This is a genomic window from Prosthecobacter sp. (assembly GCF_044378005.1).
GTDB lineage: Bacteria > Verrucomicrobiota > Verrucomicrobiia > Verrucomicrobiales > Verrucomicrobiaceae > Prosthecobacter.
In genome coordinates this window covers 1-23,758 of sequence record NZ_JBILYB010000097.1, presented here as the reverse complement: position 1 = coordinate 23,758, position 23,758 = coordinate 1, and the positions used below count along the sequence as shown (strand labels likewise).

Annotated in this window: 18 protein-coding genes; all 18 read left to right on the top strand. The window is 61.0% G+C overall.

Annotated features, from left to right (window positions below; genetic code table 11):
* On the top strand, positions 1-227 hold a 227-nt coding region (locus AC6FTP_RS17375), incomplete at its 5' end, for a DUF1501 domain-containing protein (RefSeq protein ID WP_497208189.1).
* A gap of 11 nt (positions 228-238) precedes the next feature.
* Positions 239-4,486 (top strand): DUF1592 domain-containing protein, encoded by a 4,248-nt coding sequence (locus tag AC6FTP_RS17370; protein WP_497208188.1) that lies wholly within the window; start codon positions 239-241, stop codon positions 4,484-4,486.
* A 14-nt stretch (positions 4,487-4,500) separates the two neighbouring features.
* The gene (locus AC6FTP_RS17365) at positions 4,501-5,832 is read left to right on the top strand and encodes a DUF1552 domain-containing protein (protein ID WP_497208187.1); all 1,332 of its coding nucleotides are present in this window, start codon (positions 4,501-4,503) and stop codon (positions 5,830-5,832) included.
* A 2-nt stretch (positions 5,833-5,834) separates the two neighbouring features.
* Positions 5,835-7,295 carry a sulfatase gene (locus AC6FTP_RS17360; RefSeq protein WP_497208186.1) on the top strand — a complete coding sequence of 487 codons (1,461 nt, stop codon included), beginning with the start codon at positions 5,835-5,837 and terminating at the stop codon, positions 7,293-7,295.
* Positions 7,292-8,812 (top strand): sulfatase, encoded by a 1,521-nt coding sequence (locus tag AC6FTP_RS17355; RefSeq protein WP_497208185.1) that lies wholly within the window; start codon positions 7,292-7,294, stop codon positions 8,810-8,812. Before AC6FTP_RS17360 ends, AC6FTP_RS17355 begins: the two co-directional genes overlap by 4 nt.
* Positions 8,813-8,816: 4 nt before the next feature.
* A complete protein-coding gene (locus tag AC6FTP_RS17350; protein ID WP_497208184.1) occupies positions 8,817-10,667 on the top strand; it encodes an alpha-galactosidase in 1,851 nt (616 codons plus the stop codon).
* 8 nt (positions 10,668-10,675) lie between these two features.
* Entirely contained in the window at positions 10,676-11,575 is a 900-nt protein-coding gene (locus AC6FTP_RS17345) for a hypothetical protein (protein ID WP_497208183.1), read from the top strand.
* Between the two features lie 16 nt (positions 11,576-11,591).
* Positions 11,592-12,563 carry a C-terminal binding protein gene (locus tag AC6FTP_RS17340; RefSeq protein WP_497208182.1) on the top strand — a complete coding sequence of 324 codons (972 nt, stop codon included), beginning with the start codon at positions 11,592-11,594 and terminating at the stop codon, positions 12,561-12,563.
* Positions 12,564-12,609: 46 nt separating this feature from the next.
* The gene (locus AC6FTP_RS17335; protein WP_497208181.1) at positions 12,610-13,653 is read left to right on the top strand and encodes an SMP-30/gluconolactonase/LRE family protein; all 1,044 of its coding nucleotides are present in this window, start codon (positions 12,610-12,612) and stop codon (positions 13,651-13,653) included.
* A gap of 18 nt (positions 13,654-13,671) precedes the next feature.
* Positions 13,672-15,183, top strand: a complete 1,512-nt coding sequence (locus AC6FTP_RS17330; RefSeq protein ID WP_497208180.1) for a malate:quinone oxidoreductase — start codon at positions 13,672-13,674, stop codon at positions 15,181-15,183.
* Positions 15,180-15,947, top strand: coding sequence for an SDR family NAD(P)-dependent oxidoreductase (locus AC6FTP_RS17325; RefSeq protein ID WP_497208179.1), 768 nt, complete (start codon positions 15,180-15,182; stop codon positions 15,945-15,947). Before AC6FTP_RS17330 ends, AC6FTP_RS17325 begins: the two co-directional genes overlap by 4 nt.
* A 53-nt stretch (positions 15,948-16,000) precedes the next feature.
* Positions 16,001-16,810, top strand: a complete 810-nt coding sequence (locus AC6FTP_RS17320) for a fumarylacetoacetate hydrolase family protein (RefSeq protein WP_497208178.1) — start codon at positions 16,001-16,003, stop codon at positions 16,808-16,810.
* A gap of 35 nt (positions 16,811-16,845) precedes the next feature.
* On the top strand, positions 16,846-18,132 hold the full coding sequence (locus tag AC6FTP_RS17315; protein WP_497208177.1) for an MFS transporter: 1,287 nt from the start codon (positions 16,846-16,848) through the stop codon (positions 18,130-18,132).
* On the top strand, positions 18,129-20,120 hold the full coding sequence (locus tag AC6FTP_RS17310; protein WP_497208176.1) for an alpha-ketoacid dehydrogenase subunit alpha/beta: 1,992 nt from the start codon (positions 18,129-18,131) through the stop codon (positions 20,118-20,120). The genes AC6FTP_RS17315 and AC6FTP_RS17310 overlap by 4 nt, the downstream gene beginning before the upstream one ends.
* A gap of 334 nt (positions 20,121-20,454) precedes the next feature.
* Positions 20,455-21,657, top strand: a complete 1,203-nt coding sequence (locus AC6FTP_RS17305) for a dihydrolipoamide acetyltransferase family protein (RefSeq protein ID WP_497208175.1) — start codon at positions 20,455-20,457, stop codon at positions 21,655-21,657.
* 14 nt (positions 21,658-21,671) lie between these two features.
* Complete coding sequence (locus tag AC6FTP_RS17300) at positions 21,672-22,454, top strand: SDR family NAD(P)-dependent oxidoreductase (protein ID WP_497208174.1); 783 nt, start codon at positions 21,672-21,674, stop codon at positions 22,452-22,454.
* Positions 22,455-22,592: 138 nt separating this feature from the next.
* Positions 22,593-23,345 carry an SDR family NAD(P)-dependent oxidoreductase gene (locus AC6FTP_RS17295; protein WP_497208173.1) on the top strand — a complete coding sequence of 251 codons (753 nt, stop codon included), beginning with the start codon at positions 22,593-22,595 and terminating at the stop codon, positions 23,343-23,345.
* Positions 23,346-23,365: 20 nt separating this feature from the next.
* A partial coding sequence (locus tag AC6FTP_RS17290) for a FadR/GntR family transcriptional regulator (protein ID WP_497208172.1) occupies positions 23,366-23,758 on the top strand: 393 nt, incomplete at its 3' end.

Here is a 23,758-nt window from a genome sequence, read left to right as displayed (position 1 = left end):
GCTCATGGCTCGCCGGTGCCGGAGTGAAGCCCGGCATCGTCCACGGCGCCACCGACGAGATCGGCCTGCGTGCCTCCGTGGACCCCGTCCACGTCCGCGATTTCCACGCCACCATTTTGCACCTCATGGGCTTCGATCACGAGAAGCTCACCTACCGCCACGCCGGCCTCGATTACCGACTCACCGGTGTCGAGGAGAGCCATGTCGTGAAGGAGGTGCTGGCATGAGAATCCGATCCATGAATCCACTCCACGAACCAAGTCTCTTACAAGCATTCCAGGCCAAGCACTGGCGTGGCTTGCTCTGCATCCCTTTCTTGACCGTCCATGCCTTTGCCGATCAAAAGCAGGTCTTCGAGCAAACCATTCAGCCTGTGCTGAAACAGTATTGCCTGGACTGTCACTCGACGAAGAAGCAGAAGGGCGATCTCGATTTGGAGCGCTTCACCTCATTCGATCTTGTGAAGCGCGATCCCATCGTGTGGGAGCATTCGCTGGATCAGATCCGCGACCAGGAGATGCCGCCGAAGGGCAAACCGAAGCCGTCTCCCGAGCAGACAAAGCTTCTCACGGACTGGATGCAGGGCACGCTGGATGGCATAGCACTCGCCAGCGCGGGCGATCCGGGGCCGGTGGTGCTGCGGCGTCTATCGAACATGGAATACACTTATTCGATCCGTGATCTCACCGGCGTCCCTTCGCTCGATCCGGCGAAGGAGTTTCCTGTCGATGGCGCGGCTGGCGAAGGCTTCACCAATGTAGGCGCCGCACTCGTCATGTCGCCTGCGTTGCTCACGAAGTATCTGGATGCTGCGAAGGACGTGGCGAGCCACGCGGTGCTCACGCCGACAGGCATTCAGTTTTCCGCTGGCACTTCATCACGCGACTGGACTGATGAGACACTGGCGAGGATTCGCGAGTTCTATGCTGAGTTCAGTGATACGACCGAGCAATCCGTCGCGGTCAATGGTGCTGAAAAAGTCAGTAACAAGGGAGGTCGGCTGCCGATCGACAAGTATCTGGCGGCCACTTTGCAGGAGCGTTCAGCCCTCGCCAGTGGCTCGAAGAAGATCGCCGATGTCGCGCGTGAACGTCGCTTGAGCGCGAAGTATCTCGGGCTGCTGTGGGACATGTTGCAGGACAACAAACCCTCTGCGCTACTCGATCCGCTGCGCGCGAAATGGCGCGAAGGCAGTCTGGCAGTGGCTGACATCGAAGCTTGGCAGCAGGCGCTGTGGCGCTTCACCAATATTGGACATCTGGGTAAGGTCGGCGGCCCGAAATCCTGGCTGGAACCGGTGACACCGCTCGCAGCGCAGCATGAGTTGCGGATGAAGTTGCAGCCTCCATCGGACGGCGGCGATCTCACGCTGTATCTCACCACTAGCGATGCGGGGGATGGAAACGCGAACGATTTCGCCCTCTGGGAAAAAGCGCGACTCATCACGCCGGGACATGGCGAACTGCTCCTGCGCGATGTGCGCTCGGTCGTGCAACAGATGATGCGACATCGCGATGCAGTGACAGAAAGCGTGGTGAGATGTCTCGCGGCAGCGAACGAGGCGACGAGTGCGGATGGCCGTCCTGACCTCGCCGCGCTTGCGCAGAAGCACAACGTCGATGGCAAAGTGCTCGCGGGTTGGCTGAACTATCTCGGCATTGGCACTGCGGGCGAAGTGAAATTGGAACCGCTGCTCGTGAAGAAATCGGAGCGCTCTACGGCCTATGAGTTCATCAAAGGCTGGACCGGCGACAATGCTCTCAGCGTGCTGGCGAACTCCTCCGATGCCACGGTGAAAATTCCTGGCACGATGCCGCCGCACAGCGTTGCCACACATCCCTCGCCGAAGCTTGCATCGGTCATCGCGTGGCGCAGTCCGGTCACCGGCACGCTGCGAGTAAGCGGCAAAGTTCAGGACGGGCACACGGTGGGTGGCAACGGCATCACCTATGCGCTGGAACTGCGGCGCGGCCAGACGCGCGAGGTGCTCGCCGCCGGTGAAAGCAAGGGCTCCACGGTGATTCCGATGGGACCGTTTCAAAACGTGAACGTGATGACTGGCGATGTCATTGCGCTGGTCATCGATCCGCGCGATGGCGACCACACCTGCGATCACACGCCGGTGAATCTGACCCTGAACGATGGCAAAACCGAGTGGGATCTCGCGAAGGATGTTTCGCCGGACATCCTGGCTGGCAATCCGCACGCCGACCGACACGGCAACAAAGCGGTGTGGCATTTCCTGAGTCAACCAGCAGCGGGAGCGGCATCGTCCGTCATCCCCAGTGATTCGCTGTTGTCAAAATGGCGGAAAGCGAAGGACGCCGACGAGCGGGCACGAATCGCTGCACAAGTGCAGCAGGTGCTCCAGCAAGACGCCGCAGCCGCGAAGGCGAGCCCGACTGATCGCGAACTGCGCAACCAGCTTCTCTCGTTCAACGGTCCGCTGCTCGCCGACGCATGGCGCTCGGTGAAAGCGCAGGCCGGAGATGGCCCAGCGTCGCCTTACGGACTCGATCCCGCGATGTTCGGCAAGCATCCCAAAGGCGGCGAGGTTGCTGCAACGAGCCTCTGCGTGCACGCACCGTCAGTCATTGAATTGCGACTCCCCGCATCGCTGCTGGCGGGCGCTGAACTGGTGACCACTGGCCGCTTGCATCCCACCAGTGGCGGGGAAGGCAGTGTGCAAATGCAGGTGCTCACCACGAAGTCAGCCGCGTCATCAGGATTGCAAGCTACGGTGACGAGTTCGGCCAAGGAAGGCGGCGCATGGAACTCCAGCAAGCCCCCGGTGATTTTCGATTCGCCGATCCTGGTGCAAGATGGAAGCGCCGCACGTCATCGGTTCGAAAGGGCCTTCGATGACTTCCGCACCCTGTTCCCCGCCGCGCTGTGCTACACCAAGATCGTGCCTGCCGATGAGGTGGTGACGCTGACCCTGTTCCATCGCGAGGACGAGCAACTCAGGCGATTGATCCTCGATGATGCGCAAAGTGCGGCGCTCGACCGCCTCTGGGACGAACTGCATTTCGTCAGTCAGGATGCTCTCACGCTGGTGGATGCCTTTGAGCAGATCTGGCAGTTCTCCTCGCAAGATGGGCCAGACGCGCCCAATGGCGATAAACGACTGGAACCGATGCGTGAGCCGATCATGCGCGGAGCCGAGGCCTTCAAGAAGCTGCAAGTCGAAGTCGAACCACGACACGTGCAAGCCGTGCTCGACTTCGCCACACAGGCATGGCGTCGCCCGCTCAGAGACGCTGAGCAGAAGGAACTGCGCACCCTTTATCAAAAGCTGCGCACGCAGGAGATGCCACACGCCATAGCTGTGCGCATGATGCTTGCGCGAGTGCTCGTGGCACCGGCATTTCTCTATCGCGGCGAAAAAGCCGCGCCGGGACCAAAGGCCACGCCAGTGAACGATTGGGAGATCGCCACACGCCTGAGTTACTTCCTCTGGTCCTCCGCACCCGATGCCGAACTCAAGCAACTCGCTGCCACCGGTAAACTCCACGAGCCCGATGTGCTCGCCGCGCAAGTGAAGCGCATGATGAAGGACGAGCGCATCCGCCGCCTCGCCACCGAGTTTGGCTGCCAATACCTGCACGTCCGCGAGGTCGCCGAGTTGGATGAAAAGAGCGAGCGCCATTTCCCCACATTTATAAACGTGCGCGAGTCGATGCAGGAAGAAGTCACCCGCTTCTTCATCGACCTATTCCAAAACAACCGCAGCATCCTCTCGCTGCTCGATGCGGATTACACGTTCGTGAATGCGGAGTTGGCACGACACTACGGATTATCGACAGAAGAATGGGGACAAAAGAATCCTCTGAAAAATTCTCCTGTCCCCATTCTCCTGTCGAATTCCCCGTCTGATTGGAAACGTATCGACGGTCTCCACGCTCAAGGCCGCGGCGGCATCCTCGGCTTCGCTGCCACACTTGCGAAGCAAGCCGGAGCCTCGCGCACCAGCGGCATCTTGCGCGGCGCGTGGCTCTGCGAGGTCGTGCTCGGCGAGAAGCTTCCCGTTCCACCCAAAGGTGTGCCCATTCTCCCCGAGCAACCGCCCGAAGGTCTCACCGAACGCCAACTCGTCGAGAAGCACAGCTCGGATGCGAACTGCGCTGCCTGCCACCGCCGCATTGATCCCTTCGGCTTCGCTCTCGAAGGCTTCGACGCCATCGGACGCGCTCGCAAAGCCGACACGAAAGTCATTTTGCCAGACGGCTCCCGTGTCGATGGTCTCGACGGCTTGCGCAGTTACCTGCTCGACAACCGCAGCGATGATTTCCTGCGTCAGTTCTGCCGCAAGCTGGTCGGCTACGCCCTCGGACGCGGCGTGCAACTCTCAGATAAGCCGCTGATCGCTTCCATGCTCACCCAGCTCAAGTCCGGCGACCACAACGTCGGTGCCGCCATCGAGTTGATCGTCCGCAGCCCGCAGTTCCGCGAAGTGCGCGGCAAAGATTTCGTCGTCCATAACTAACCAACCTCAAGCATATGAAAACCCATCAATTCAACCGTCGAGCCTTCCTGCGCGGAGCAGGTGTCACCATGGCACTGCCGTGGATGGAATCCGTCAATGTCTGGGGCGATGAACCCAAGAAGAACAAGCCTGCCAGCGAGGCTCCAGTGCGACTTTGCGTGACCTTCTCCGGCAACGGCTTTCAATCGAAGGAATGGTGGGCCAAAGGCGAAGGCAAGGCGATGGAGCTTGGTCGCGTGCTCGCGCCTTTGAACGAGTTCAAAGAGAAGCTGCTCTTCGTGCGCGGCTTGTATCATGAGGAAGCGCGCAAAGGGAACATTCACTCGTCGCAGACCGGCAACATACTCTCCGGCGCGCCCATCGCCAGCGGTGGGGAGATTCGTTCGGGAACAAGCTTCGATCAGTTGCTCGCACAAACGTATGGGCGCAGCACGAAGGTGCCGAGCCTTGTGCTGGCCTGCGAGAAATCGAATCCGTCGGTGCACAAGAACTACTCGATGCTCTACAGCTCGCACATCTCGTGGAGTTCGCCGACCACGCCTACACCGCTTGAGCTTTACCCCGCACTCGCATTTGATCGTCTCTTCAAAGACGAAGCTTCGCCAGCCGACAAGAGCGTGCTTGATGCCGTGCTCGCCGATGCGCAGGACTTGCGCCGCGACATCAGCGCCAGCGACCAACGGAAACTCGACGAGTATCTCGACAGCGTGCGTGACGTGGAGAAGCGCATCGAGAACGCCGGTAAACGCGGCGAACTGCAAGGCTGGCGACCCACGCTCGACAAGCCGAACATGCAGCGCCCTGCCGACGGCATCCCGCAGGACATCGGCGAACACATGCGCATCATGTGTGACCTGCTTGTGCTCGGCTTCCAGACCGACACCACGCGCATCACCACGCTGAAGCTCAACAACGACCACAGCGCCCTGCGCTTCCCGAACTTGCCCAGCATCCAGCAGCCAGGCCACGGCATTGATTACATGATTCATCACCTCCTTAGCCACAGCGATGGCGAGGACTTCCTCAAGGTGAACCAGCTCTTCATGGAGCAGCTCGCCTACCTTGCGCGCAAGCTCGACGCCATCCAGGAAGGCCCTCGCACGCTTCTCGACAACACCATGCTCATGCACTGCTCCAGCATGATGGCCGGAGCCAAGCACGACAACGATCAGCTCCCCATCATCGTCCTCGGTGGCGCAGGCGGACGACTCAAAGGCGGACGCGCCCTCGACTACAAAGACAAGCCCGACCGCCAGCTCTGCCGCCTCTTCATCTCGATGATGGACAAGATGGAAGTGCGCCCGAAGACCTTCGGCGATGCGAAACTCATGCTGGAGGAAGTGTGATCATGCTAACATTCAGGCGGTCACTTTTTCTTGTCGCTCTGGCGTGCCAAGCCGCACCAGCCGCCGATGCTGTTTCCTCGAAAAAGCCAAACGTCCTCTTCGTCGTCTTCGATGATCTCAACAACCGCCTGGGTTGCTATGGAGATCCGGTGGCGAAGTCGCCGAATCTCGACCGGCTGGCGGCTCGCGGCACGGTGTTCACGCGCAACTTCTGCCAGCAGCCGATCTGCGGTCCATCGCGCGCTTCGTTCATGAGCGGACGCAGGCCGGACTCGCTCGGCATCTGGAGCATGACGAAGTATCTCTACGATCTGCATCCGAACGCGCTCACGATGCCGCAGTGGTTCATGCAGCACGGCTATACGTCCATGAGTATTGGCAAGGTGCTCGGCGGCTATGGCAAGGAGGCGGACTTCAGGACGCTGAGCGTGCCGGATCGTCGCACCGGCGGCAAAACGAAGGATGAGTTTGCGTTGCCAAATGGAGCTGCTTTATCGCCGAATCTCGCAAAGGACCGCCTCTGTGAGAATCGCGATGTGCCGGACGAAGCGTGCTTTGACAACGTGTCGGCCAGTCTCGCGATCACCGAGCTGCGGGCGCTTGCGAAGAAGCCGGAGCCATTCTTTCTCGCGCTGGGCATCTTTAAGCCTCACTCTCCTTACAAGGTGCCGAAGCGCTACTGGGACATGTATCGCCGCGAGGACATCCCGGCCATTGAGACGCCCGCACGGCCTCGCAACGCGCCCGAGATCGCCTTTCACGCGAACCACGAAATCCTTGGCGAGCCGACTGCCCACCGCACGCTCGATGAGGAAGCCAAGCGCGAGATCCGCCATGGCTACTATGCGGCGATGAGTTTCGCCGACGCGCAGTTTGGCCGCGTGCTGGATGCGCTTGATGAACTCAAGCTCCGTGACAACACCATCGTCGTCATCATCGGCGACAACGGCTTTGAACTCGGCGAACACGACTGTTGGGGCAAGATGACCTTGTTCGGCTGGGACGCACGAGTGCCGCTCATCATCAGCGCTCCAGGCATCGGAAAGGGCGGCGCGAAGACAAGCGCCATCAGCGAGTTGATCGACATCTTTCCCACGCTCACGGACCTCAGCGGCCTTCCATCTCCGGGTCAGCTCGACGGCACCAGCCTCGTGCCTGTGCTCAAGGACGCTAGCGTCTCTGTGAAAACTGCCGCGCTCACGCAGCATCCACGCCCCGCTCTTTACTGGGGCGGCGGACCGCAGGCCTTGCCGCAGGTGATGGGCTACGCACTCAAAACCGACCGCTGGAGCTATCATGAGTGGCGCGACTTCAAAACCGGCCACGTCGTCGGCCAGGAACTCTACGACACGCAGACCGATCCGCTGGAAACCGTGAATATCGCCGGAACCGTCGAGGCTGCGGCACAGATTCCTGCTCTCGCAACGCAGCTCAAGAGGATGACAAAAGGAGGTCAACAATGAGAGTGCTCTTCCTGATCTTCTCGCTGGCAGCTCTGACCAGTCCGGCGCTCGCCGCTGATGCGCCTCGCAAAAAGCTCAACGTCCTCTTTATCATCTCCGACGACCTCAAGCCGCTACTCGGCTGTTACGGCACGTCGTGGATTCAGTCACCGCACCTCGACCGACTGGCGGCGAAGGGAACGGTCTTCACGGCGAACTACTGCCAGGTGGCGTTCTGTGCGCCGACGCGGTTCAGCCTGCTCACGGGTTTGCGACCGGATAGCACCGGCGTGTATCTCAATCCGGATCAGTCGCAGGACCTGCTCCGCACCCGTCTGCCTGATGTGGTAACGCTGCCGCAGCAGTTCAAAAACCACGGCTACATCACGCATCCGCTGCACAAGGTCTTTGATGGTCGCACCGTGGATCAGGGGCACGACTCGGCTTCCTGGACGGTGCCCTACGGTCCCTGGGAAATGGCTCCTGGCGAGAAGCCCGCGCCGGGAGGTTATCAGGCCCCCGCGACGAAAGCCCAGCTTGCCGACGCCCTGAAGCAAGGCAAGCCCATCTCAGGCCCCGCGACGGAGGCGTGCGACATCCCTGACAATGCCTACCACGACGGCGGAGTGGCCCACACGGCAGCGAAGCGCATCCGGGAGTTTGCCAAAAAGGAACAGCCGTTTTTTCTCGCGGTCGGTTTTGTGAAGCCGCACCTGCCCTTCATCGCGCCGAAGAAATACTGGGACCTCTACGACCGCGCCTCTCTTCCGCGCGCAACGTTTCAGCAACTCCCTCAGGGAAGTCCGCACGACCTCGCGTTTTACAGCGACTCGGGCGAGCTGCGGGCTTACTCGGACGCGCCCAAAACGGGGCCCATCCCCGAAGCGCAACAGCGTGAACTCATCCACGGTTATGCTGCGTGTGTCTCCTACATCGATGCGCAGGTCGGTCTGCTCATGCAAACGCTGGAGGAATGCGGCGTGGCGGACGACACCATCATCTACTTCTGGGGCGACCACGGCTGGCATCTCGGTGAGCACGGGCACTGGGGCAAGCTGACCAACTACGAGGACGCCGCCCAAGCACCGCTGATCATCTCCGCTCCCGGTTTGCCCGGCGGCAGGCGGGTCACGGCGCTCACCGAGTTTCTCGATGTCTATCCGACGCTCTGCGAACTGGCCGGCCTGCCAACTCCGGCCCACGCCGAAGGCAAGAGTCTGGTTCCGCTGATGCGCGGCGAAGACGTGACCCTCCACAAAGCCGCTGTCACCCAGATGAGTCATGGAAGAGTGAAGAACGGGACGATGGGCTGGTCCATCCGCACGCCGCGTTATCGCTACATCGAATGGCGGTCCGCCGACTTCAGCGCGAATAAACCTGTCTTCGGCAGCCATGCGCAGGCCACTGAACTCTACGACTACGAGTCCGATCCGCAGGAACGCGAGAACCTCGCCGACAAAACCGATCACGCCGCCTTGGTGAAACTGCATCAAGCCCTCTTCGACCAACTGCTGCCGCATCTGCCAACCCGAGAATAGCGGAATGAAGCCCTTTCCCATACTCATCGGCGTTCTGGCGTTGTCCGTTTCGGCCTCTGCCGACGCCATCGAGCGCCCCGCTGCGCCTTTGCGTGAAACCGTTCCCGGTCTCCGCATCGAAACACAGGCCTATCCCGACCAAGCCGCCACCGAATGGCAGTTCCGCCTCCGGGCACCCGAGGCTGGCGAGTCTCCGCTCTACGAGAACCTGAAGTCTGCCGATTTCGAGGTCGCCTTCCCGCCCGATGCCAAGGTGAGGCTGCAGTGGAACAAAGGTAGCCACTCCGAGCCGGGTGATTTCGAACCGAAAACGAACCCGCTCGTCGTGGGCGAGGTCTTCTCGCTCGAGTCCTTCGGCGGACGCTCCTCGGATGGCGTGATGCCCTATTTTAATCTCGCAAGCGAAGGCGGCGGACTGATCTTCGCCGTCGGCTGGACCGGGGATTGGAAGGCATCATTCGAACTTCAGGCCAACGGCAAGGTGCGCGTCATCGCCGGGCTGAAACGCACGCGTTTTCGTCTCGCACCCGGCGAGGAAGTGCGGCTGCCCTCGATCCTCGCCATGAACTACAGCGGCGACTGGATCGACGGACAAAACCAGTTCCGCCGTCTCATGCTGGCGCATCACACGCCGAAGAATCATCCGCCGATGACTCTGATGCCGGTGGAGGCAGGCGTGCATGGCATCTTTCCCTTCAACGTGACCTCCGAAGAAAAGCTCGTCCAACTCGCCACCGACATCGCTGCGCTCAAGCTGCCGCTGGACTGCTATCACCTTGATGCCGGTTGGAACGAAGGGGGCTTTCCCAAAGGCCAGGGCAATCCCCAGGCCGACCCGATCCGCTTCCCGAACGGTCTCGCACCCGTGGGGGCCGCCGTGCGCAAGACGGGGATGCGCTTCCTCGCCTGGTTCGAGCCGGAGCGCGCCATGCGCGGCACCTGGCTGGAGCGCGAGCATCCCGACTGGCTCATGAAGCCGACCGACACACCGGATCGGCTTCGTTATCAAGAGCGGGACGGCTTTCTCCTTCTCGATCTCGGTAATCTCAAGGCAAGGCAGTGGGCCATCGAATCCACCTCTGAAGAAATCGCCCGCTCGGGCCTGAGCTTTTACCGGCAGGACTTCAATCTCTACCCCTCCTACTTCTGGCACACCGACGAGAAGCCCGATGAAGTCGGCCTGCGTGAGATCCGCCACATCAACGGCCTCTACGCATTCCTCGACGAACTGGCCCGTCGTCATCCCGATCTGATCCTCGACAACTGCGCGGCAGGCGGTCGGCGACTCGACTTCGAGATGATGCGCCGCTGCATCGTGCTCTGGCGCAGCGACAACACCTGGGGCCACGAAACCTTCCCTCAGAATGTTCAGGCCATGACCCACGGCCTCTCGCACTGGCTGCCGCTCCACGGACTCGGTGCCGCCGCCACCGACGATCTCGCCCTGCGCAGCGGCATGGGCGCGTGCGGCGGTTTCTCCATCAACTATCGCAATCCGAAAGCTGTCGCGGCGTTGCGGAAGCATCTCGAAAGCTATCTCAAAGTTCGCCCGCTTTACACCGGCGACTTCTACCCGCTCACACCCCACAGCCTCGACACGACTTCTTGGATCGCGTGGCAGTTCCATCGCGCCGACCTCGGAGAAGGCATCGTGCAAGTCTTCCGCCGTCCCGATGCCGCGAGTGACACGCTCACCGTCAAACTTCATGGCCTCATTCCGCAGCAACGCTACGAGATCGAAGACCTCGACGGAGGCAAAGAAGTCCGCACCGGCGCGGAACTCATGCGCGGCCACGCGATCACGCTTCACGAGAAGCCCGCAGCCGCCGTGCTCGTGCTGAAAGTCATCCAATGAATCCAACCATGACCACCACCACCCGCCTCTTCATTGCCATCCTGGCCTTCGCTTTGCCATTCAGCATGCGAACCTCTGCCGCTGACGCGCCTATCAAACATCGCCTCCTTTTCACCGAGTACGGCAAAGGGCCGAACCGATTTGTCGAACTCGATGCCGATGGGAAGCTGGTCTGGGAGTTCAAGCCGCCGAGCACCACGGTGATCTTCCAGGCGTTGCCGAATGGGAACATCCTCTTCGGTTATGGCGGCAGCCCCACGGGGGTGCGTGAGATCACCTCGCGTGGCGAGACGGTGTTCGATTACGTCAGCAAGTCGCAGCAGGTCTTTGGTAGCGAGAGGCTCGCGAATGGGAACACACTGGTGGCCGAGCAGGAGCCGTGTCAGGCCGTGGAGGTGAATCCGAAGGGCGAGATCGTGCATGTCACGCCGCTGACGACGAACGCGAAAGGCTTTCACCTTCAGGTGCGCAATGTTCACAAGCTCGCCAATGGCAACATTCTCGCCGCGCATGAAGGCGAGGGCGCAGTGCGTGAGGTGGACCCGGACGGCAAGGTGGTGTGGGAATACACGGGCGTGACGAACACTGGCGAAGCACAGCGGCTTGCCAATGGCAACACGCTCATCTGCTGCGGCACGCAGAAACGGTTGATCGAAGTCACGCCAGACAAGCAGATCGTGTGGGAGTTCAGTGACAAGGACGCGCCCGATTTGAACATCACCTGGGTCTCCAGCCTTCAGCAGCTCAAGAACGGAAACCTGCTCATCGGTAACTTCATGCGCGGCAAGGAAGGCCAGGGCGCGCACGCCATCGAAGTCACGCACGACAAGGAGAAGCGGGTCGTCTGGAAATGGGACGATCACAGCCTCATCAAGTCGCTCACCACCGTCCGCGTCATCGGCGAATAACCTCACACACACGACCATGCCCAAAATAGCCATCACCGACTACACCTTCCCTGATCTCAGCCTGGAAGAAGCTGTGCTTCGTCCCGCAGGGATCGAGATCGTCTCCTTCAAAGAAAAGCGTTCACCCGCAGAACTTGCTGACCTCGTGAGAAACGCCGATACCGTGATCGCGCAGTTTGCTCCCGTGAACGCCGAAGTCGTCGCTGCGATGACCAAAGCGAAGGCCATCGTGCGCTACGGCATCGGTTTCGACAATGTGGATTTCAACGCCGCCCGCGAACGCGGCATCCCGGTGTGCAACATCCCGGACTACTGCATCGACGAAGTCGCGGATCATACGCTGGCCTTCATCCTCGCCATCACGCGGCAGGTGGTTCCGAATGCTCTCGACATCCGCGCGGGCAAGTGGGGCCTCGCCACGCCGTTGACCGCGATGTCATCGCTGAAGCATCTCACCATCGGCATCGTCGGCTTTGGGCGCATCGGGCGTGAAGTGGTGGCGCGTCTGCTCGCTTTCAAGGCTCGTGTGCTGGTGTTTGATCCCGTCGTGGCAGCGGATGAGATCGCCAAATCAGGCGCGGTGGCCGCATCCTTCGATGAACTGCTTGCGCAGAGCGACATCGTCTCGCCGCACTGCCCATCCACACCGAAGACTAAGCAACTCTTCAACGCCGCTGTGTTCGCGAAGATGAAAGCAGGCTCCATCTTTATCAACGTAGGCCGTGGCGATCTCGCCGACAGCGCCGCCATCACGGCCGCTCTGCAATCTGGTCATCTCGCCGGTGCCGCGCTCGACGTCTTCGATCCCGAGCCGATTCCTGCCGACCATCCGATCCGCACGATGCCGAATGTCATTCTCGCCGCCCACATCGCCTCCGCGAGTCCGCCAGCGGTGAAGACGCTGCGTGAAACAGCCGCACGCATCGCGCTGATGGCTGTTCGCGGTGAGCCACTGCCAAACATCGTCAACGGCGTGACTGCGGCATGAATACTTTGATCTCCATCACTCCAACCAACCACCATCCACCCAACCTATGACCACTCGTCGTTCCTTCCTTACTTCCATCGGCTCTTTCGCCGCTGCACCACTCCTCGCCCGTGATTTTGGCCCCGACGCCGCACCCGTGCGTTATCCCGAGCCGGATGTCATCGCGCTTGATAAGGCGTTTGAGAAATACAAGATCGGCTCCGCGCCCATCGAGAGGCTGCACACCGGCATGTATTGGGCCGAAGGGCCTGCGTGGAGCGGTTGGGGGCAGTATCTCGTGTGGAGCGACATCCCGAACAACGTGCAGCATCGCTGGCTCCAGGATGACGGCGAAGTCACGACGATCCACAAGCCCGCTGGCCACAGCAATGGCAACACCTTTGACCGCGAGGGACGGCAGATTTCCTTTGAGCACGGCAACCGTCGCGTGGTGCGCTACGAGGCCGACAACAGCCTCACCGTGCTCACCGACAAGTTTGACGGCAAGCCCTTCAACGCACCCAACGACGGTGCCGTGCATCCCGATGGCAGCGTGTGGTTCACCGATCCTGGCTACGGCAGTCTCGGCAACTACGAGGGCAACAAGGGCGACCTCTTGCTCAAAGAAGCGGTCTATCGCATCGATCCGAGCGGGAAGGTGGAAAAGGTCACGGATGAAATCTTCAAGCCCAACGGCCTTTGTTTCTCGCCCGACTACAAGAAGGTCTATGTGGCCGATACTGGCGCGACACATTACCCCGAGGCACCGAAGAACATCAAGGTCTGGGACATCGACGGCACGAAGCTGAAAAACGGCCGAGAGTATTGCTCCATGAAAATGGACCTCAATGGCAAAGAGGTCGCTGGACTCGCGGACGGCATTCGTTGCGACAAAGACGGCAACATCTGGGCCGGATCCGGTTGGGTGGGCGAAGGCTACGACGGCGTGCAAATCTTTTCACCCGAGGGCAAACGCATCGGCCAGATCGTGCTGCCGGAAGTGTGCAGCAATGTGTGTTTCGGCGGTCCACGCCGCAATCGCCTCTTCATGACTGCGAGCCGCAGTCTGTATGCCGTGCATGTCGAGGCCATCGGCGCGCACTGGTGCTGAATACCGCCGCCTGAACTGATGCCAACGCCACCGGACATGGATGCCCGCATCCTCGAAGCCCCCGACATCGTGCTTGTCGGCAGCGGCATCATGTCCGCGACACTCGCGGTGATGCTCAAGCGGCTCGATCCACAGCTCCGCATCCAGATGGTCGAGATCACGAGTGAACTCGTGCAGGAAGCCTCGAATGGCTGGAACAATGCGGGCACGGGCCACGCCGGTATTTGCGAACTCAGCTACACTCCGGCACGCGATCCAAACGGTGGCGTGCCGATCACAAGGGCATTGCACATCTTTGAGCAGTTCGAGCACTCGAAGCAGTTCTGGGGCTCCGCGACCGCTGAAGGCATGGTGGGAGCTGCTGCGGATTTCATCCATGCGGTGCCGCACGTCTGCTTCGTTAAGGGTCGGGATGACGTGGACTTCTTGCGCGCACGCCACACCGCGATGGTGGAGCATCATTTCTTCCGCAGCATGACGTTCACGACGGATTCGTCGATGATCCAGCAGTGGGCTCCGCTGGTGATGGAGGGGCGCGGCTCCGGCCCTGTCGCGGCCACCTCCGGCGATGGCACCGAGGTGGACTACGGTCTGTTGGCTCGCCGTCTTTGCGGCTGGCTGGCGGAGCAGGAGCATTGTGGCATCGCCGCCGGATGGAAGGTGACGAAACTCCAGCGCGGCGTGAGTGAATGGCATCTCGATCTGCGATGCATGGCTTCTGGTGAACAGCGCAAGCAGCGTGCGAAGTTCGTCTTTGTCGGCGCGGGCGGCGGCAGCCTGCCTTTGCTGCAATCCACCGATCTCGCCGAAGTCGCTGGTCTTGGCGGATTTCCCATCGGTGGCCAGTGGCTTGTGTGCGATGAGCCTTCGATCTGCGCACGGCACGAAGCCAAGGTTTATGGTGCCACGCCGCCCTCATCGCCCAGTCTCGGTGCGGGACATCTCGATGTGCGACGACTCAATGGCCAGCGACAGCTTCTCTTCGGCCCGTTTGCTTCATGGACGACGCGTTTCCTCAAACACGGACACTGGAGCGACCTGCCGCTATCGATTCGCGCGAACAATCTCGGCGCGCTGCTGCAGACCGGCATGCGCAACCTCTCACTGGTGAAGTATCTCGTCACCCAGGGGCTGCAAAGCATGGAGAGCCGCATGGAGGCCGTGCGCGAGTTTTACCCCAATGCCCGCTCGGAGCATTGGAGGCTTGTGCAGGCGGGCATCCGTGTGCAGGCCATCAAGAAAGCCGACCGAGGTGCGGTGCATTTCGGCACCGAAGTGTTTTCCTCCGCAGACCGTTCTCTTGCCGCGCTGCTGGGCGCATCGCCCGGCGCATCGGTCTCGGTGAACATCGCGCTTGAGGTCGTCCAGACCTGCCTGCCGCATCTGCTTGCCAGCGCTGAGGGCCGGGAGCGCATGAGGCGGATGATCCCCACCTTTGACCAAGACCTGAAGCAGTCCGGTCATGCTGCCCTGTTCGAGAAAACCAGTCGTGAAGCCACAGAACGGCTGCAACTCCATCCCCAACCATGATTACCCTCACTGACAAAATCGCCCTCGTCACTGGAGCCGGTTCCGGCATCGGCGCCGCCATCGCGGAATGCTTCGCCGAAGCCGGAGCGCTCGTCTTTGCCTCCGACCGCGACGAAGCCGCCGCGCAGCAGACTGCGGCACGCATTCGCGAGGCAGGCCATCGCGCGGAATCGCTCGTGCTGGATGTCAGCGACGAGTCCTCGTGCCTTGCCGCTGTGCGCACGGTCACTGAGAAATGCGGACGCTGCGATGTGCTCGTCAACAACGCGGGCGTCGGGCATGTAGGCACCATTTTGACCACTAAGCCCGACGACTTGGAAAGACTGTGGAAGATCAATGTGCTCGGCATGTATCACCTCTCGCGTGCAGTGCTGCCCGGCATGATCGAGCGCGGCATCGGCTCCATTGTCAATATCGCCTCCATCGCCGGGCTCATGGGCATGGAGGCACGCTTCGCCTACACGACGACGAAGCACGCCGTCGTCGGCATGACCCGTGCGATGGCCATGGACCACGGCACCACGGGCGTGCGCATCAATTGCATCTGCCCCGGCCGTGTTCGCACACCCTTTGTGGATGACATGCTGAGCCAGTATGAGAATCCCGACGACTATCTCCGCCAGATGGAGGCTCCACATGCCATGAAACGCATGGCCGCGCCCTCTGAAATCGCCTCCGCCGCTCTCTATCTTGCCAGCGACGCGGCCTCCTTTGTCACCGGCAGCGCCATGACCGTTGATGGCGGCTACACCACTGGAAAATAGACAACACATCACTCCACTTCTCCATCACTCCAACGCCCTACCCACAACCAACCATGCGCATCATCCGCCACCAAGCCAGCAACGGCACCATCCAGCACGCAGCCCTTCAACCCGACGGCACCGCTCGCCGCATCGAGGGCGATCTTTTCGGCGACTTCCGCGTCACTGATGAAGTCGTCACACCGGGCAAGCTCCTCGCGCCGCTGCAGCCCACGGCCATCTTTTGCATCGGCCTGAACTACCGGAAGCACGCCGAGGAAAGCAACGCCGCCATCCCGCAGTATCCGGTGCTCTTCATGAAATCGCCAGGCGCGGTGCAGAATCCCGGCGATGACATTGTCCTGCCACGCCATCTTGCTAGCGATGAAGTGGACTACGAGTGCGAGCTGGCCGTCGTCATCGGCAAGGCCTGCAAAAACGTCTCCAAGGCGAATGCGCTTGATTATGTGCTCGGCTACACCTGCGCCAACGACGTGAGCGCGCGCGACTGGCAGATCAAGCGCGGTGGCAGCCAATGGTGCCGTGGCAAGACCTTCGACACCTTTGCGCCGCTTGGCCCCTGTCTGGTGCTCAAGGACGAGATCGCTGATCCGAACGCGCTGCGCATCCAGACCATCCTCAATGGCAAAACGATGCAGGATTCAAACACGAACGACATGATCTTCGATGTGCCCACACTCATCGAGTTCCTCAGCGGCAGCACCACGCTGCTGCCCGGCACTGTTATCCTCACTGGCACGCCGCAAGGCGTCGGTGCTGCGATGAAACCGCCCGTCTTCCTACAGCCCGGTGACTCCGTGACCATCGAGATCGAAAAGATCGGCGCGCTCACTAATCCCGTCGTGGCCGAGTCGAACGCATAGTCCTGAGAGCCAGCACTCCAACCACGCATCACTCCATGACCGCCTCCTCCGCCATCGATCCCGTCGCTCTTCGCCGCAAGGTCGCGTGGCGTGTGCTGCCCTTGGTCATCATCCTTTACATCATCTCTTACCTCGATCGTGCGAACGTGGCCTTTGCAAAGCTGCGCATGGGCGAGGCGCTGGGATTTTCGGAGGACGTCTTCGGCTTCGGCATTGGCGTGTTCTTTATCGGTTATCTATTCCTGGAGATTCCCGGTGCGCTGCTGGTGGAGCGATGGAGTGCGCGGAAGTGGTTTGCGCGCATTCTCATCACCTGGGGCTTCATTTCGGCTGCGATGGCCTTCGTGAAAACGCCGTCGCAGTTCTACTGGGCGCGGTTTTTTCTCGGTGTGGCGGAGGCGGGATTCTTTCCCGGCATCATCGTGTATTTCACACACTGGTTTGCGCAGAATGATCGCTCGCGGGCACTGTCAGGCTTGCTCGTGGCCGTGCCGTTCAGTCTCGCGCTCGGTGCGCCGGTGTCGTCGATGCTGCTGGATGTGAAATGGTTCGGACTCGATGGCTGGCAGTGGCTTTTCATCGTGGAGGGATTGCCTGCGGTTGTGCTGGGCTTTGTCGTTCTCGCGTGCCTCACGGATCGACCTCGAAATGCAACGTGGCTATCTCAAGCCGAGCGCGATCATCTCGAAGGCGTGCTCGCTGCCGAAGCAGAGGCAAAGGAAGCGACTGGCAAAATCTCCGTCTGGCAGGCGCTGCGATTGCCTGCGGTGTGGCTGCTCGTGATCGGTGTGCTGGTGGGCAACAGCGGCGGCTACGCGCTCAGCTTTTGGTTGCCGACCACGGTGAAGAATCTTTCCGGCGGCTCTGATCAAATGACGCTGCTCTACAGTGGCCTCTACTACAGTTGCGGTATCCTCAGCGTGCTCATCTCCGGCCAGACCGCCGACAGAACGGGAGATCGCAAATGGCACGCGGCTGGCGGCATGGTTGCCACCGGTATCTTCCTCCTGTGCAGCACGATTCCGGGGCAGGGGTTTGGAACGCAGATGATCTGGCTCTGCCTCACCGCGCTGGGCGCATTCTTCTGGATCGCACCGTTTTGGACTCTGCCATCGCTCACGCTCACCGCCTCAGCCGCTGCAGTGGCCACCGGTTTGATCAACATGGGTGCGAACCTCGCGGGCTACGCTGGCAACCACGTCACCGGCTGGTTACGCACGCACGGCTACGGCGAAATGCAGTGCCTCCACTTTCTCGCCGCCTGCTTCATCGTCGGCGGCGTCATTATCAGCTTTCTACGTCTCAAACCTAAATCAGCATGAGTTCCCTCACGAACCAATTATCCCCCCTTCAACTCTACCGCACCATGCTCATGATCCGCATGGTGGAAGAACGCCTGGCAAAATCGCATCAGCGCGGGCTCATCCACGGTGCCTGCCACACCTATGTCGGCGAGGAAGCCATCGCCACGGGCGTGTGTGCGCATTTGCATGAAGCGGACGCCGTCTTCAGCACGCATCGCGGTCACGGTCATGCCCTCGCCAAAGGCATGGAACCGCGCCAACTCATGGCGGAACTTTATGGTCGCGAGACCGGCTGCTCGCGCGGTCGTGGAGGCTCCATGCATCTGTTTGCACCGGAGATCGGCATGATGGGCACCAGCGGCATCGTCGGACCCTGCATCCTGCAAGCCGCTGGCGCGGGCTACAGCTCTTTGATCATGAAGACAGGCAATGTCGGTGTCGCTTTCTTCGGCGATGGCGCGGCGAACAACGGCGCGTTTCACGAAGGCCTGAACATGGCGAGCATCTGGAAGCTGCCAGTGTTGTTCGTGTGCGAGAACAACCAGTTCGCCACCGAGGTTCCGTTTTCCAGTGTCGCGGGCAATCCTAGCGTGGCAGCCCGAGGCGCGGCGTATGGCATCGCCAGCATCGAAGTGGATGGCAATGATGTGCTCGCTGTGGAAGCCGCCGCCGGTGAGGCTGTAAAGCGTGCTCGCAATGGCGAAGGCCCGACGCTCATCGAATGCAAAACCTACCGCACCCGCGCGCACGCCGAAGGCATGGGCGACTTCACTTACCGCACGCGCGAAGATGTGGAGCAGTGGAAAGCACAGTGTCCCATCGCTCGATTGAAGAAGCATTTGCTTGATCAAAAACTTGTGACCGATGCCGAGCTAAGTGCCATCGAGCAGGAGGTCGCCGCACTTACCGAAACGGCGCATGATTTTGCCGAAAAGAGCGCCTACCCAACCGCCGAGAGCGCCACCACGCACGTCTATGCCGAACCACGCAGTGGACCTCCGCGTGATGTGCCCACCTCAAACGCCAATACTCGCGAGTTGACCTTCATGAAGGCCACGCTTGAAGCGCTGACCGAGGAGATGGCGCGTAATCCGAAGATCTTCGTCATGGGTGAAGGCATCGGCGTGCGCGGCGGAAACTTCGCCACCACCAGTGGCTTGTTTGCCATCCATGGCCCCGAACGATTGCGCGATACTCCGATCTGCGAGCGTGGCTTTGTAGGACTCGCGGGTGGCGCAGCGATGACCGGCACGCGACCCGTGGTGGACTTCATGTTCGCCGACTTCGTGCTCGATAGCGTCGGCGAGATCATCAATCAGATCGCCAAGATGCAATACATGAGCAGCGGACGCTTGAAGATGCCCGTGCTGATGCGTGGCTGCATCGGCATCGGTCACGCAGCGGCCACGCATCACAGCGGCAGCTACTACTCGATGTATTCTCACTTCCCCGGCCTGCGTGTCGTGGTTCCCTCATCCCCGCGCGATGCGAAAGGCCTGCTCAAAACCGCCCTCACTTGCGATGACCCCGTGCTCTTCCTTGAACATCGTGAGCTGATGTCCGTGAAGGGGCCCGTGCCGGAGGAAGAATACTTCATCGACTTCGGCAAAGCCGCTATTGTGCGCGAAGGCAGCGATATCACCGTCGTTGCTCTCGCGCTTATGGTGCACAAGACACTCGCGGCGTGTGAGACACTCGTCGCTGAAGGCATCTCTGTCGAACTCATCGACCCGCGCACCGTTGCACCGCTCGACGTGGACACCATCATTCAGTCCGTAGCCAAGACAGGCCGCCTCATCATCGTGGACGAAGACTTCGCCCATTGCGGCATCGGAGCGGAGATCGCCGCGCAACTCGCCGACCGTGGCTTCGATGAACTCGACGCTCCCATCCGCCGTCTCAACGGCAAGCCCTCACCCACGCCCTACAGTCCCACACTTGAGGCAGCGGTAGTGCCGAATGTCGAATCCATCGCCCAAGCCATCCGCGAACTTTGCGCTGAATGATCATGAACCACATCATCCATCATTCTCGTCTGCGCCTTCAAGAACCCGAAGGGTTCAAAGCCATTAGCCGGTGGTTAAGCGAAGCGACACCACCGGTCCGCACGTCCAACGATCCGCATCCTGAAAGGATGCCAGCACCGTCGCACGCGAGCGATCGACGTCCTTTGCCCATCAGGGGCTCGCTCGCATCCCTCTGGGATACGGTCATTGCTGCCGTCCGGTCCGGTGGTGTCGCTCGTTCCTCGCTCGACCACCGGCTAATGGCTTTTATGCCTTCGGCATGTTCGACCGCATGCGCAGCATGGAACCCTCATCAAACTCCTTCCGCATAACCATGCCTAACAACATCACATTACCCCGTCTCGGCTGGTCCATGGAGGAGGGCAAGTTCCTCGCCTGGCTGAGGAAAGATGGCGACTTCATCAAAGAAGGCGATCCGCTCTTCACGCTCGAAAGCGACAAAGCCGCTCAAGAAGTTGAAGCCATCGACAGTGGCCTCTTGCACATCGCACTCAATGGTCCCAAGCCCGGCGACGTCATTAAAGTCGGGCACGTGCTCGGCTACTTGCTCGCAGAAGGTGAGACGGTGCCTGTTGCCACTGCGCAAACGGTCCCAACAGCACCCCCTCACGTCGAGACCACGACACCTATCAGCGACCCGATCCCGGAGCCAATGGTGAAGTCGATCACGAAGCCGATGTCAGAGGAAACTCCGGCCAGTCCCCGCGCCCGCCGAGCCGCCAAAGAGCATCGCGTTGATCTAGCCAAACTCGCCCCCACCGGCAGCGGCGGACGCATCCGCGAGCGCGATGTCCTCGCCGCAGCCACTTCCATCTCGACCACAGGCATGAAACAGGTGCCGCTCACACCTATGCGGCGCACCATCGCCGCACGGCTCATGCACAGCCGCCAGACGACCGTGCCCGTCACCATCACCGCCCGCTGCGATGCCACCGCGCTGCTCGCCTTTCGTCAGCAGCTCAAATCCCTGTCGTCATCGCTCCAGCACGCGATCCCCACCATCAACGACATCCTTGTCAAACTCACCGCCGCCGCCTTGCGACAGCATCCCATGCTCGCCGCCACTTGGGCGGAGGATCATCTCCTGCTCCCTGAAAGCATCCACCTCGGCATCGCTGTGGACACTGAGGCGGGCCTGCTCGTCCCTGTCATCCGTGACGCAGGCAGCTCCACGCTCACCCAGATCGCCGTGCAATCGCAGAAACTTATCGCCGCCGCCCGCTCCGGTCAGCTCGTTGCCGCAGACATGCAGGGCGCTTGCTTCACGCTCAGCAATCTCGGCAGCCTCGGCGTTGAGGCCTTCACTCCGGTTATTAATCCCCCCGAGTCCGCCATCCTCGGCATCGGTGCCATCGTGCGCGGGGCCGTGCCGCTCGATGACGGCACCTTGACCGCGCGCGACCGCCTCACGCTCAGCCTCACCTTTGATCATCGCGTGAACGACGGTGCCGCCGCCGCCCGCTTTCTACAAACCCTCCGCCACCTCATCGAACACCCGCTTCTCGGGCTCGTATAAACCTATCCCCACTCATGAAAGTCCAACTCAAAGACCAAGTCGCCCTCGTCACCGGAGCCGCCGGAGCCATCGGCCAAGCCATCTGCGCCTCGCTTGCCGCCAACGGCGCCAAAGTCGTCTATGCCGATATCAACCTCGAAGGTGCCAGCCAGCTCGCCGCTGCCACGCCCGGAGCCATGGCACTCCGCATGGATGTTACCGATGAAGAACAGATCGAGTCAGCCATCAGCGAAATCATCGCCGCACACGGTCGCCTCGACATCCTCGTCAACAACGCCGGCATCAACACCATGGCCCACCGCGTAAACATCGACTCCTTTCCCGCCGAGGAATGGGACCGCATCCTCCGCGTGGACCTCACCGGCCTCTTCCTCGTCAGCAAGACCGCCTCGCGCCACATGCTCCAGCGCAAATCCGGCCGCATCATCAACATCTCCTCCGTCATGGGGCTCGTCCCCGCACGCCTCCAGTGCGCCTACACCGCAGCCAAGGCCGGCGTCGTCAATCTCACCCGCACCATGGCCATCGAACTCGGCTCGCAGGGCATTCTCACCAATTGCATCGCCCCGGGCTCCATCCTCAGCGAAGGCACAAAGCAGCTCTTCTATGGCGAGAACGGCCAGTTCAATGACCGCGTGCAGGCCATGCTCGCCCACGTCCCCCTCGGCCGCCCCGGCCAGCCCGACGAAATCGCCCACGCCGTCCTCTTCCTCGCCGCCCCCGAAAGTTCCTACCTCAACGGCGCCATCATCCCCGTCGATGGCGGCTGGCTCGCGGGCTACAGCCGTGATTTTTGATTCAGCTTTGGTGAGGGCTGAAAAGGAGCGGCTCTGTCGCTCCTGTTTGTATTCGTTCGCAGAGGCAAACCTCACGAAAGAACTCGAAAACCATTCGCGTTTTGTCACTGGTATGACCTCCTACCAGCTCTTTCCTTTATGAATCAAATCGACCTCCAAAACCGCATCGCCATTGTCACGGGCGGTGCTCGGGGCATTGGCCGCGCCATTGCCGAACGTCTCCTCGCCTCGGGGGCATGCGTCTCGCTTTGGGATGTGGATGCTGCGGCGCTCGCGCAGGCTTCGTCCGAGATGGGCACGCCGGACGCCGTTCATACCGCGACCGTCGATCTCGCGGACCTCGCTTCCGTCCAGGCCGCCACCGCAGCTACTGTGGCCGCGTTTGGAAAGATCGATATCCTTGTGAACAATGCTGGCATCACTGGTGGCAATGCGAAGACTTGGGAACTCGATCCAGCCGACTGGCGGCGCGTGATGGAGATCAATCTCAACGGACCCTTTTACTGCTGTCACAGCGTGGTGCCGCACCTCATCACCAACGGCTACGGCCGCATCGTGAACATCGCCTCCATCGCAGGCAAGGAAGGCAATCCCAATGCCGCCCACTACAGCGCTTCCAAGGCTGCTGTCATCGCCTTGACCAAGTCTCTTGGCAAGGAACTCGCCACGGCGAACATCACTGTCAATGCCGTCACACCCGCCGTCATCGCCACAGACATCCTCCAGCAGATGCAGCAGTCGCACATCGACTACATGCTCTCAAAGATCCCGATGGGACGCTTTGGCAAGAAGGAAGAAGCCGCCGCACTCGTGGCCTGGCTTTGCTCCGAAGACTGCTCCTTCACCACAGCCGCCGTCTTCGATCTCTCTGGCGGTCGCGCGACTTATTAAACTCCATCACTCTTTTCCCAATGAACATCACCGCACTCGAACGCCCTGCATCCCTCGTCGAACGTGTCTGTCAGCAACTTGCCGAACTCATCCGTGGCGACAGCTCCGAAGAGGAACGCTGGCTTCCTGGCGAACGCTCCTTGGCTGAGAAGCTCGGTGTCAGCCGCACCGTCGTGCGCGAGGCGACCAAGCGACTGGAGCAGCAAGGCATGCTCGAAATCCAGCACGGCACCGGCATCAAGATCGTGGACCGCCTTCATCGTCCGCTGAACGACTCGTTGACGCTACTGATCCCGGACATGGCGGATCGCCTCCAGCAGCTCAACGATGCACGTCTTTCCATCGAACCGGATGCCGCCGCTTATGCCGCGCAGCGAGCCACCAAGGAGCAACTCAAGACGATGCGGCGCATC

Bases quoted from the DNA above. Each gene is read 5' to 3' on its own strand.
- AC6FTP_RS17370 (WP_497208188.1), top strand. From the start codon at position 239: ATGAATCCACTCCACGAACCAAGTCTCTTACAAGCATTCCAGGCCAAG.
- AC6FTP_RS17325 (WP_497208179.1), top strand. From the start codon at position 15,180: ATGATTACCCTCACTGACAAAATCGCCCTCGTCACTGGAGCCGGTTCC.
- AC6FTP_RS17330 (WP_497208180.1), top strand. From the start codon at position 13,672: ATGCCAACGCCACCGGACATGGATGCCCGCATCCTCGAAGCCCCCGAC.
- AC6FTP_RS17350 (WP_497208184.1), top strand. From the start codon at position 8,817: ATGAAGCCCTTTCCCATACTCATCGGCGTTCTGGCGTTGTCCGTTTCG.
- AC6FTP_RS17315 (WP_497208177.1), top strand. From the start codon at position 16,846: ATGACCGCCTCCTCCGCCATCGATCCCGTCGCTCTTCGCCGCAAGGTC.
- AC6FTP_RS17335 (WP_497208181.1), top strand. From the start codon at position 12,610: ATGACCACTCGTCGTTCCTTCCTTACTTCCATCGGCTCTTTCGCCGCT.
- AC6FTP_RS17360 (WP_497208186.1), top strand. From the start codon at position 5,835: ATGCTAACATTCAGGCGGTCACTTTTTCTTGTCGCTCTGGCGTGCCAA.
- AC6FTP_RS17305 (WP_497208175.1), top strand. From the start codon at position 20,455: ATGCCTAACAACATCACATTACCCCGTCTCGGCTGGTCCATGGAGGAG.
- AC6FTP_RS17320 (WP_497208178.1), top strand. From the start codon at position 16,001: ATGCGCATCATCCGCCACCAAGCCAGCAACGGCACCATCCAGCACGCA.
- AC6FTP_RS17310 (WP_497208176.1), top strand. From the start codon at position 18,129: ATGAGTTCCCTCACGAACCAATTATCCCCCCTTCAACTCTACCGCACC.
- AC6FTP_RS17355 (WP_497208185.1), top strand. From the start codon at position 7,292: ATGAGAGTGCTCTTCCTGATCTTCTCGCTGGCAGCTCTGACCAGTCCG.
- AC6FTP_RS17295 (WP_497208173.1), top strand. From the start codon at position 22,593: ATGAATCAAATCGACCTCCAAAACCGCATCGCCATTGTCACGGGCGGT.
- AC6FTP_RS17300 (WP_497208174.1), top strand. From the start codon at position 21,672: ATGAAAGTCCAACTCAAAGACCAAGTCGCCCTCGTCACCGGAGCCGCC.
- AC6FTP_RS17340 (WP_497208182.1), top strand. From the start codon at position 11,592: ATGCCCAAAATAGCCATCACCGACTACACCTTCCCTGATCTCAGCCTG.
- AC6FTP_RS17345 (WP_497208183.1), top strand. From the start codon at position 10,676: ATGACCACCACCACCCGCCTCTTCATTGCCATCCTGGCCTTCGCTTTG.
- AC6FTP_RS17365 (WP_497208187.1), top strand. From the start codon at position 4,501: ATGAAAACCCATCAATTCAACCGTCGAGCCTTCCTGCGCGGAGCAGGT.